Source organism: Tabrizicola sp. (assembly GCF_051645465.1).
Lineage (GTDB): Bacteria > Pseudomonadota > Alphaproteobacteria > Rhodobacterales > Rhodobacteraceae > Tabrizicola.
Genome location: NZ_JBOFBI010000197.1, coordinates 1 through 10,282 on the forward strand (window position 1 = coordinate 1; position 10,282 = coordinate 10,282).

The window sequence follows — 10,282 nt, forward strand, 5'->3', positions numbered from 1 at the left end:
CGCTTGATCGTCTCGGTACTGCCACGAGGGGCCATAATCCTTGCCCTTTACCGGTTTTGAATATGCTTGCTCATCAGAACGGAAAGACGCAGGCTCGTTCCGCAAGGGCAATCTAACTTGGAATTCTGATCAAGGCGAATGTTTTGGTAGTGGTTCAGCTGCCGAAAACCAGATGCTGGTCCTTAGCGGAGTGAGAGCATGATCGATCGTTTGCCGGGAGACATCTTCCGTCAGGGACAGGTGCTGAACCACACCTACGAGATCGAAGGTGTCCTGGGCCGCGGCGGCACGGGCGAGGTCTATCGTGCCCGCAACCAGATTTCCGGCCGGATCGTGGCGATCAAGGCACTGAACTCGCAGTTCTCGGGCAACGACGACTACATCGAGCTGATGAAGCGCGAAGAGCAGATGCGCGACGTCCTGAACGACGCTGTCGTGCGCTACACCGAATGCTCGCGCACCGATCAGGGCCATGTCTTCCTCGTGATGGATTTCATTGACGGGCCATCGATGAGCGAAGTGATGATGCGCCGCCGGATGGACCCGCGGGAGCTGATGATCATCGCCCATCGCGTGGCCGAGGGGCTGGTCGCCGCCCACGCCCGGGGGATCGTCCACCGCGACCTGTCACCCGACAATATCGTGCTGCGCGACAGCGCGCCCGAAAGGGCGGTGATCATCGACTTCGGCATCGCCAAGGATACCTCTGCCGGGGCGCGGACAGTGGTTGGCAACGAATTCGCCGGAAAGTACGAATACGCAGCCCCCGAACAGCTTGAGGGTCGCGCCGAGAAGCGTTCGGACCTGTACGCCCTGGGTGCCACGCTTCTGGCGGCCTATCGGGGGCAAGTCCCGTTCAGCGGCTCGACCCCGGGTGAGATCATCCGCCGCAAGCAGTCGAAGCTTGATACCGAGGGGGTTCCGGAACCACTGAAAGGGTTGGTCGACTGGCTTGCAGCCCCCGCGCTTGCCGACCGACCGACCAGCGCCGAAGCGGTCGTGGCCCGGCTGGACCAGGCGCTGCAGCCTGTTTCGGCACGCGGCAAACGGCAGGCCCCGCAGCCCGCGACGACCCCTGCAAAGGGCAAAGGCAGGGGGGGCACCTTCGCGTTGCTCTTCGCCCTGCTTCTGGGGCTGGGCGGGGTCGGGGCGTGGACGGCGGGCCTGTTCGACTCGGTCACCGAACCGGGGCTTCCGGTCGCGGCCCCCTATCGGCTGACCGCAAGCCTTGGCCCGCAGGGGACGGCCCTTTCCGGCAACGCGCCCGATGCCGAGGCAGCAATCCGGCTGCGGCAGGCTTTCGCCGCGGCAACCGGGACCACTCCGGCAGAGGACGCGCTGCCATTGGCCCTTGGCGTGCCGGATGACCGCTGGGTCGGCAACATCCTCGGCGCACTGGCTGCCGTGACGGGCCTTGCCGAGTGGTCGCTTTCGGTGACCGACAACACGGTTGCGATCACCGGCCTCGCCGACAACCGGACCCAGGCCGACGACCGGCGCAAGGCTATCGCCGACTGGTCGGCGTCCTCGGGCTTGACGCCATCGGTCGACATAGCGGTAGGCCCCCGCGTGCTGACGGTAAAGGCGGTGCAGGACATTCTCGCCCCCTTCGCGCTCTGCGGTCGGCTGAACCCGGACAAGGGGCCGGATGACAGCTATGCTTTGGGCGACACTGTCAGGATCACCGGGGCCCTGGAAACGACAGAGACCCGTGACACCTTGCAGAAGGCGCTGGAAGACACCGTCGGGGATCGCACGGTCCGGGTCGATGCAACGATCCTCAACGCCCAACTCTGCGCCGTGCAACGTGTGCTGCCACCGGTTCCGTCCGAGCCGCTGTCGATCTGGCTGGGGGATGGTGCGACAGGCCAGGTCAACCTCTCCGGCATATACCATGTCGGCGAAAACCCGATCGTCGAAGTTCTGGTGCCCGCCGACCTCACCGGCCTGTCGCTCTGGGTCGTCGTGGTCGACAACGGCGGCTCGGTCTTCAATCTTCTGCCGAACATCCAGCAGTCGGACCATGACATCCAGGACATTGGCATCATCGACAACGGCCAGCGGCGCATCCGCGTTCTGCACACGGCGGCCGATGTGCAGGCCAGGAAGGCGCTTTTTGGCACCGTTGTCGACGACAAAAACTTTGGCAAGTCCGAGGTGATCGCAGTCCTGTCGAAGACTTCACTCTTCGGCATCCGACGGCCGAAGGACGAATCCATCGCGTCATTCGCCGAGGCCCTGGAGGAGATCGTCCGCGAAGATCCCGGCAACATTGTATCAGTCGCAACACGGGTCATCGATGCAAGACCTTGACTTTGGGGCGCGAGGTGCAAGACTTGCGGCATAAATTTCGTTTAGCTTGCTTTTTTGGAGAGGGCCTCGGACTCAGATGGAGCTTGAACCGTTCCTGGTTCCGGTGGGCGAAAGCAATTCCTCCGGACTGGAACTCAGAAACGACGTGCGTTTTCACGCAATCGAGCGGCTGATGGAGCCTGCCGCTCGGACGTTCCGGCTTGAAAGCGTCAGATCGGGAGGCACCGGTGCCGTCAGCATCGACTGGGGCGACATCGTCTCGCAGGCGGCAGACCTGGCCCGGACGGGCCGCGATGTCCGGCTTCTGGTCATCGTGGTCCGGGCGCTGGCGAATGCCGAAGGTTTCCCGGGCCTGGAAAGGGGCCTCGGCCTTCTGACCGGCACCATAACCCAGTATTGGGACACCGTGCATCCGGTCTTGCGCGACAGCCCCTCGCCGCGGGAAGCCGCGACCCGGCGGGTCAACGCGCTTTACCAGCTGGAGAACAACGACAACGGTCTTCTCTGCGACCTTGAGTTCAATGTGATCTTCACTCAGCGCGGCATCGGGCCGATCACTGGCGGCGATCTCTCTGCAGGCGGGCTTAGCCGCAACGCCGCTCAAATGGAACTGCCGGACGGCCTTGGCGACAAGGAGATGGCCGAACTGCTGGCCAAGCACGATGCAAGGGCAGCTCGCGTGACCGCCGCCTGCCGGGCCGCTGCCATCGAGCGTCCGGAAGAGCTTGCCGACCTTATCCGGTCGATCGAAGCGGCCAGGGGGGCCCTTTCCGGGCTGCAAGACGCCTTGACCGCACGGGTTGGCGAGAACGGCGTCGGCGTCAAATTCAAGGACCTGGACAAGGTCCTGACACGCGTCGTTGCTCCTTTGAAGGCGGCCCAGTCCAATGCAACCCCAGGCAACCCGGAAACGGAGCAGACTGCCATGGCTGAACCCTCTGCTTTTGCGCCAGCGACGAACGGCGCCGCACACGTTGCTCTGTCCCCCACTGGCGGCATCCCCGGTTCGGTCAATTCGCGCCGGGACGTCGAACGCTGCCTCGATATGATCATAGACTTCTACGAGCGCACCGAACCCAGCAGCCCGATCCCGCATCTCGCGCGCCGCATGCGAAAAATGGTACCAATGAACTTCATGCAGCTCATGGAAGAGATCGCGCCCAGCGGGATGAAGGAATTCAAGAACGTCGCCGGAGTGGACGACAAATCGAAATCAGCCGCCCAGTGAGCCGGCAATAACGAGGGAGAGGCCCTTCAGATGAGTGAGAGCAAGGCGAAAGTGATCGAACGGAACCGCGCACCGCGGGTTCAGATCGCTTATGACGTCGAACATTACGGCAGCCCGACCACGATCGAATTGCCTTTCGTCATGGGCGTGATGGCGGATCTTGCCGGGAAATCGGAAACGAAAGAGGCGATGAAGCCCGTAAACGAACGATCGTTCGTAGATGTGGACGCCGGTCGGTTCGGGAAGTTCATGGAAGCGCTGGCCCCCAGGGTGAAGGCCCGCGTTCCCAATCGTCTACCGGGCAAGGATGGCGCGACTGACGAAGAGATGTTTGTCGATCTGTCCTTCAAGAGCATGTCCGACTTCACCCCGGACAAAGTGGCCGAGCAGGTCCCCGCACTTGCCGAGCTGTTAAAAATGCGTCGTCAGCTTGAAGAATTGCTTGGCTATATGGACGGCAAGGTCAACGCCGAGAAACGCATCGCCCAGCTTCTACAGAACGAACCGCTGTTGATGCAGGTCGCGGACGAAGCCATCAAGAAGGAGGGCTGAGCCATGGCCGAACAGGAAAAACAAGCCACCGCTGCAGCCGCCGAAGCCCAGGCGATTGATCTGGGTGAATTCAGCGATCTTCTCGAGAAGGACTTCCGCGTCAAGGAAGACGAAAGCCAGAAGCTGCGCACGCTGGTCCAGAACCTGGCACTGGCCGCGACCGAACGGTCGGGCACGGCCACCATTTCCGGCAATGCGGTCAAGTCGATCAAGAACCTGATCGCGGGGATCGACAGCCTTCTGACCACCCAGATGAACGAGATCATGCACTGCAAGGAAGTGCGCGAGATCGAGGGAACCTGGCGGGGCCTGCACTACCTGGTGAACAACACTGAAACCGACCAGAAGCTGAAGATCCGAGTGATAAACATCACCAAAGATCAGCTTGCCGACCAGCTTGAGGATTTCGAGGGCCAGATGTGGGACCAGTCTCCCATGTTCAAGCGGCTCTATACGGATGAGTACTCGATGTTCGGCGGCGAACCCTTTGGCGCGATCATCGGCGCCTACGAGTTCAGCCACCATCCCCGTGACGTGGGCCTCTTGCGCAACATGTCGGGGATCTGCGCCTCGGCCCATGCGCCCTTCATCGCCGCGGCCGCGCCGCAGCTTTTCCGGATGCAAAGCTGGCAGGAACTGCCCAACCCGCAGGACCTGCAGCAGATCGTGTCGTCCCCAGACTATGCCAGCTGGCAGTCGCTGCGCGAATCCGAAGACGCCCGCTATATCGGCCTGACGATGCCGCGGGTGCTGGCGCGCCTGCCCTACGGCGCTGCGACGATCCCGGTCAAGGGTTTCGCCTTTGAAGAGGAGCTTGACGGCAAGCACGATCACTATGTCTGGATGAACGCGGCCTTCGCCATGGGCGTGAACATCAACCGCAGCCACAAGCTTTATGGCTGGGGCAGCCAGATCCGCGGTGTGGAATCCGGCGGATCGGTGATCAATCTTCCGGTCCACAGCTTCCCGACCGACGACGGCTCGATCGCGATGAAATGCCCGACCGAAATCGCCATCGACGACCGTCGCGAGGCGGAACTGGCCAAGCTCGGCTTCATGCCGATCCTGCACCGCAAGAACACCGACATCGCGGCGTTCATCGGCGCGCACAGCCTGCAGGACGACGAAGCGCGGGCCGGTCGTCTGGTCGATCCGGACGCACAGGCGAACGAGCGGCTGTCAGCCAACCTGCCCTATCTCTTCCCGGTCAGCCGGTTCGCGCATTATCTCAAGGCGATGGCGCGCGACAAGGTCGGCACGTTCAAGGAACGCGCCGACATGCAAATCTGGCTGTCCGAATGGATCAACCGTTATGTCCTGTCCAACACGGCCATGGCGGATGACAAGGCAAAGGCCAAGCGGCCTTTGGCCAAGGCCGAGGTGCAAGTCGACTCTGTCGAAGGGCGCCCCGGCTACTACAACGCGCGGTTCTATTTGCGCCCGCACTACCAGCTGGAAGGGATCAACGCGAGCCTTCGGCTGGTATCCGAATTACCTTCCGTGAAGAGCAAATGATGACTTTGGCGTTCCCACAATTTCGCAGATGAAAGGGTAAAGAAATGGCAGTTTCCGGCTACATGAAGATCGAAGAAATCCCAGGTGAAAGCGGCCGCAAGGACCACGAAGGAGAAATTTCAATTGCTGCGGTGAACTGGGGTGCCTCCCGTCCGATGGTCAACACGCCGGGCGTTGGGCGCAGCACCGGCATGGCAAACGTTACCTCGATCACCGTTTCGAAGTTCTACGACAAGTCGTCGCCCTATCTTGCTCAGGCCGTGCTTCTGGCGACGGCGCTACCAGAAATTGTCATCACCCTCCGCAAGGACTCGGGAGAGACACACCTCGACTATCTTACTATCACCCTCAGCGACTGCATGATCGAAAGCTATAACTTCTCCGGGGCCAGCGAAGTCGAGACCCCGCCGATGGAAAGCATCTCGATCGTGTTCAACAAGCTCAAGGTTCTCTACATCGAGCAGGCCAGCGATCACTCGGCTGGCGGCGAACATGAACTCGAATATGATCTCGTCGCCGGGGCCTGACATCAGGTTGCTCCGGCGATCAGGAAAGGGCACCGCTGGTGGCTGATCCGATCCTCCAATCACGGACCGAGGCGGTCCAACCCAGCCTATGGGACCGCCTCGTCGACGACTTGCCCGGAATCGTCACTGAAACCGACCGCCAGCGAGCTGACCTTGCGTCCCGGATCGGCGCGGCGAAAGTCGACGCCATCCTTGCAGGCGGGCCCCGCAGCATCGAGGCCGACCCCGAACTCGACGAAGAGACCCGGCGTGATCTGCACCTTTTCCTGACCCAGATGGCCCGCCGCGCCTTTCTGGAGGAACGGGGTATCGTCGTAAACGCTTCGGTCCTGCGCGAGGCCGTCCGCCGCGACATCGAGGCCCTTTTCAACGTCGAACGCTTCGAGTCGGGGCTGCAGTTGACTGACCTGGAACAGAAGACCTTTGAAACGCCGCAAGAGATGATCTCGGCGTTTCCGCATGTACGCCGTTCAGTTATCAATTACGGCGTGCCCTCGTTCTCCGGCCGCTCGATCTCGGATTTCGACCTTGCAGCGCTTGGCAAAGAGCTGCGCGATGTGATCGCGGTCTTCGAGCCGCGGCTGAAGCGCGACACGATCCGGGTCAAAGTCTCGCACGGCGACCGGACCGGCATGCTGATCCAGGTCGACGCGATGCTGATGCTGTCGCCGGTGCCCGAACGCCTGCGCTTGTCAACGATGATCGACCTCGACAACGGCCGCGCCACTACCGCGGTCGAGGACGCGTGATGGACCGCAACTTCCTGGCATATTACGAAGAGGAGCTGGCGCACATCCGCGAGCTTGCGACCGAGTTTTCCGCCTTGCACCCGACTGTCGCGCGCAACCTCTCGCTCGACTCGGTTCCCTGCCCGGATCCTTACGTAGAACGGCTTCTGGAAGGCGTTGCTTATCTCGCCGCCCGCACAAGGCTGAAGGTTGACGCCGAAAGCAGCCGCTATGTGCGCAATCTGCTGGACGAGCTTTACCCCGACATCGTCGGCCCCGCCCCCGCGATGACGATGGCCGTTCTGCATCCCGGTCCACAGGTTCAGACCATGCTCGACGGCCACGTCGTTCAGCGCGGCACCCGGTTTGTGGCCGCCTATCGCGAAGGCATTTCGACCCGCGCGACCTACACCTCCGCCCAGGATCTAGCACTTTGGCCAATAGCGCTCGATCGGGTCGAGTACCTGCAGGACAGGGGCGCACTGAACGCAGCCGGCCTTGACCGGCCCGACGCCGAGGCCGGCATCCGCTTTACTGTCTCACGCGTCGGGCCCGGCTCGCTTGCGGAACTCAGCCTTGACCGTCTGGATCTCTGGTTCGTCGGCGGCAGCCGGGGCGGCGCGATCTTCGATGCGATCTTCGGCAACAGCCTGGGTGCCGTCGCACGTGCCTCCAGCACCGGCGGACTTGCCCGACCCCTTGCAGGTCCAGGACTTGTCGGCGTCACGGATCGTGAGGGCCTCTTGCCCCGGGTGCGCCCCGCGTTTGAAGGCTATCGCCTGATGCGGGAATACTTCCTGATGCCGGACCGGTTCCACTACCTCAGGCTTGACGGGCTGAACGCTACCCTTCGCACCTGCACCAAGGGCACCTGCGAAGTGGTGATCTACCTCGCCAACGCGCGCCCCGAGATCGCCGACATCGCTGCCAAGGATTTTCGGCTGTTCGTGACACCGCTGGTCAATCTCTTTGAAAAGGAATGCAACGTCATCGAAATCGACGGTCGCTCTGCGGCCCATGTCGTGCACGCCGACCGGACCCGGCCCCGTGACTTCGAGATTTACCGCCTGACACGCGTGGAAGATGCCGACAGCGACGGCGCGGATGCGGTGGTCGAACCGCTTTATTCGGTCGGGCGACATCGGGGCTCGGGTCTTGTTTACACCGCGGAACGCCGCACACGCCGTCCGGGCGAAGACGAAATCCGCCGTGGCCAGACCCGCACAAGCTATGCCGGGGACGATCTCTTTCTTTCGATTGCACGCCCGGCTGACGTCACGGTGACCAAAGCCGTGCGACGGTTGGACATCCGCGCGCTTTGCACGAACCGCGACCTGCCGATCCTCGACGACAACCCGAAGCTCTCGCTTGAAACGGGCGATCCGGTGGGGCGTGTCGAACTCCTTTCGCCATTCCGCAGGCCCCGCAGTTCGGTGGCCTCGGCGCTGCCAAACATCGTCTCGGGTGGGGAAAGCCAGCTTGATGACCTTGCCTGGCGGCTTATCTCGCAGCTTTCGCTCAACTACCTTTCGCTGGCCGAACCGGGGCTCGAGGCCGAACCCCTTCGCGCAATGCTTGACCTCTATGCCGGTCGCGGCGATCCGGCGGTTGCCCGGCACGCGCGCTCGATCACCCGGGTCCGGTCACGCCAGGTGGTGGAACGCCTGGGGATTCCCGGGCCGATGTGCTTTGGCCACGGCATCGAGATCACCCTCGACGTGGACGAAACCACCCTCGCCGGGGGCTCGGCGCTCCTCCTCTCGGCGCTTTTGAACCAGCTTTTCGCTCGCCATGCCGCGATCAACTCTTTCGTGCGCACGAAGACCCATCTCATGCAAAGACAGGAGGACGTGTCATGGCCGATGTCCCCGGGCAACCGCGCCCTGATCTGACAGGCGATCTGGCAGCGCCCGAAAGCATGGGGTTCTTCGAGCTTCTGCGGCGGCTTGAGCATGACCAGCTGCGCTTCGGCCGGTCCGGGGGGCCGGGGCGTGAGCCTGCGCGGCTGGGCCAACGGGCGCGTCTGTCGTTCGGCACACGCGACGTTGCGGGATTTGTGCCGGGCACTGACACGACACCGCCGAAAGTGGATGTCGAGGTTCTGGGCCTTCTCGGGCCCGAGGGTGCCATGCCGCTGCACATCACCCGATGGATCATGGGTCGGATGTCCGATCGCTGGTTTGTCTCGGCGGGCAGTGATGCGGCCTCGGACACCACCTTCCTTGATTTCTGCAACCTTCTGCAGCATCGGCTGATCGCGCTTTACTGGCGGGCCTGGGCCGATGCGCGCCCGGAAGTGCAGATCGAACACGGGGCCGGAGGGCGCGTTCAGGCCTTGGTAGAGGCGCTCGCCGGTGTGGGACTGCCGGGAGCAAAGCCGCGTAGCGGCGTCGACACCCAGACCCGGCTGAAGATGCGTCATGCCACCTCGCTTGGCCGCCAGGTCTATAGCGTCGAACGTCTGACGCAGTATCTGCGCGACGTGCTGCAAGCCCCGATCACCCTCGTCGAGTTTGTGGGATCCTGGACCCGGATACCGGACCGCCTTCAATCCAGCCTTGGCGGGGCGCATGCCCGACTTGGCAGCTCGACCGTAATCGGTGCGCGCAGCTTCCAGCGCCAGACCCTGGTTGAACTTCGTGCCGGTCCGCTTGACTTGCCCCGGTTCGTCGAATTTCTGACCGACCCCGCGCTGACCGCCCGCCTTCGCCACGCGATCCGCCATGCCATGGGCCGCGAGATGGAATTCAACCTTCGCCTCGTGCTTGCCAAGGACGAAATCCCCGAGCCGCAGCTTGGCCGTTGCCAGCTTGGCCGCACCACCTGGCTTTCGCCAAAGCGCACCGCCGATGCCGACGACCTGCGGCTTTACCGCGTCGCCCGCGTCGAGGAGGCCGCATGACCCTTCGGCTGATCATCGAGCACAGCCCCCACCCGCAGGATCGGCACGAGATGCTGCATCCAGGGGGCGAGTTCTCGATCGGCCGGGGCGCCGAATGCAGCTGGCAGCTGAACGACCCCGACATGTATGTCTCGCGCAAGCACTGCGTCATCACCGGTGAGGCGGGACAGTTCATCGTCACCGATGCCAGCCGTGGTGGCCTTTTCATCGATGGCAAGGACCAGCCGCTTGGTCCGGGAAACTCGGCCCGGCTAGAGCCCGGAATGCGGCTGCGTCTTGGCGACAACGTGATCCGGGTCGAGATCGAGCAGCCCGCACCCGCGCCCATCCCTGTTACGCAGGCCAAAGCACAACGGCAGCTGAACCACGACGATTTCTTCTCTCAGCCGATCACGCCGCCCCCGCCCGTCCGTCGCCCCGACGGTCTGCCGCAACCCTTCGAGACGGGCGCCACCGACGCCCGCCGCCACGACCAGACCCCAGGCCGACCCCCGCCGCCGCCGCTGTTCGACGATCC

At 63.1% G+C, this 10,282-nt stretch carries 9 protein-coding genes; all 9 read left to right on the top strand.

Annotated elements, in window-relative coordinates; all coding sequences use genetic code 11:
- Nucleotides 1-198 precede the first annotated feature (198 nt).
- A complete protein-coding gene (locus ACRCSW_RS12650) occupies nucleotides 199-2,313 on the top strand; it encodes a serine/threonine-protein kinase (RefSeq protein ID WP_438705568.1) in 2,115 nt (704 codons plus the stop codon).
- 76 nt (nucleotides 2,314-2,389) lie between these two features.
- Nucleotides 2,390-3,541, top strand: a complete 1,152-nt coding sequence (locus tag ACRCSW_RS12655; RefSeq protein WP_438705569.1) for an ImpA family type VI secretion system protein — start codon at nucleotides 2,390-2,392, stop codon at nucleotides 3,539-3,541.
- A gap of 30 nt (nucleotides 3,542-3,571) precedes the next feature.
- Complete coding sequence (tssB, locus tag ACRCSW_RS12660; RefSeq protein WP_438705571.1) at nucleotides 3,572-4,093, top strand: type VI secretion system contractile sheath small subunit; 522 nt, start codon at nucleotides 3,572-3,574, stop codon at nucleotides 4,091-4,093.
- 3 nt (nucleotides 4,094-4,096) lie between these two features.
- A complete protein-coding gene (gene tssC / locus ACRCSW_RS12665) occupies nucleotides 4,097-5,608 on the top strand; it encodes a type VI secretion system contractile sheath large subunit (protein WP_438705573.1) in 1,512 nt (503 codons plus the stop codon).
- A 44-nt stretch (nucleotides 5,609-5,652) separates the two neighbouring features.
- Entirely contained in the window at nucleotides 5,653-6,135 is a 483-nt protein-coding gene (locus tag ACRCSW_RS12670; RefSeq protein WP_438705574.1) for an Hcp family type VI secretion system effector, read from the top strand.
- A gap of 38 nt (nucleotides 6,136-6,173) precedes the next feature.
- Nucleotides 6,174-6,884 carry a type VI secretion system baseplate subunit TssE gene (gene tssE / locus ACRCSW_RS12675; RefSeq protein WP_438705575.1) on the top strand — a complete coding sequence of 237 codons (711 nt, stop codon included), beginning with the start codon at nucleotides 6,174-6,176 and terminating at the stop codon, nucleotides 6,882-6,884.
- Nucleotides 6,884-8,755, top strand: a complete 1,872-nt coding sequence (gene tssF / locus ACRCSW_RS12680) for a type VI secretion system baseplate subunit TssF (RefSeq protein WP_438705577.1) — start codon at nucleotides 6,884-6,886, stop codon at nucleotides 8,753-8,755. Before tssE ends, tssF begins: the two co-directional genes overlap by 1 nt.
- Nucleotides 8,719-9,765 carry a type VI secretion system baseplate subunit TssG gene (gene tssG, locus ACRCSW_RS12685; RefSeq protein ID WP_438705579.1) on the top strand — a complete coding sequence of 349 codons (1,047 nt, stop codon included), beginning with the start codon at nucleotides 8,719-8,721 and terminating at the stop codon, nucleotides 9,763-9,765. The genes tssF and tssG overlap by 37 nt, the downstream gene beginning before the upstream one ends.
- Nucleotides 9,762-10,282, top strand: a 521-nt coding sequence (locus tag ACRCSW_RS12690; protein ID WP_438705581.1) for a type VI secretion system-associated FHA domain protein, incomplete at its 3' end; no start/stop codon positions are given. The genes tssG and ACRCSW_RS12690, both read left to right, overlap by 4 nt.

What these genes read in the sequence shown, in the direction of transcription:
- ACRCSW_RS12650 (WP_438705568.1), top strand. Translation starts at nt 199, where the DNA reads ATGATCGATCGTTTGCCGGGAGACATCTTCCGTCAGGGACAGGTGCTG.
- ACRCSW_RS12655 (WP_438705569.1), top strand. Translation starts at nt 2,390, where the DNA reads ATGGAGCTTGAACCGTTCCTGGTTCCGGTGGGCGAAAGCAATTCCTCC.
- tssB (WP_438705571.1), top strand. Translation starts at nt 3,572, where the DNA reads ATGAGTGAGAGCAAGGCGAAAGTGATCGAACGGAACCGCGCACCGCGG.
- tssC (WP_438705573.1), top strand. Translation starts at nt 4,097, where the DNA reads ATGGCCGAACAGGAAAAACAAGCCACCGCTGCAGCCGCCGAAGCCCAG.
- ACRCSW_RS12670 (WP_438705574.1), top strand. Translation starts at nt 5,653, where the DNA reads ATGGCAGTTTCCGGCTACATGAAGATCGAAGAAATCCCAGGTGAAAGC.
- tssF (WP_438705577.1), top strand. Translation starts at nt 6,884, where the DNA reads ATGGACCGCAACTTCCTGGCATATTACGAAGAGGAGCTGGCGCACATC.
- tssG (WP_438705579.1), top strand. Translation starts at nt 8,719, where the DNA reads ATGGCCGATGTCCCCGGGCAACCGCGCCCTGATCTGACAGGCGATCTG.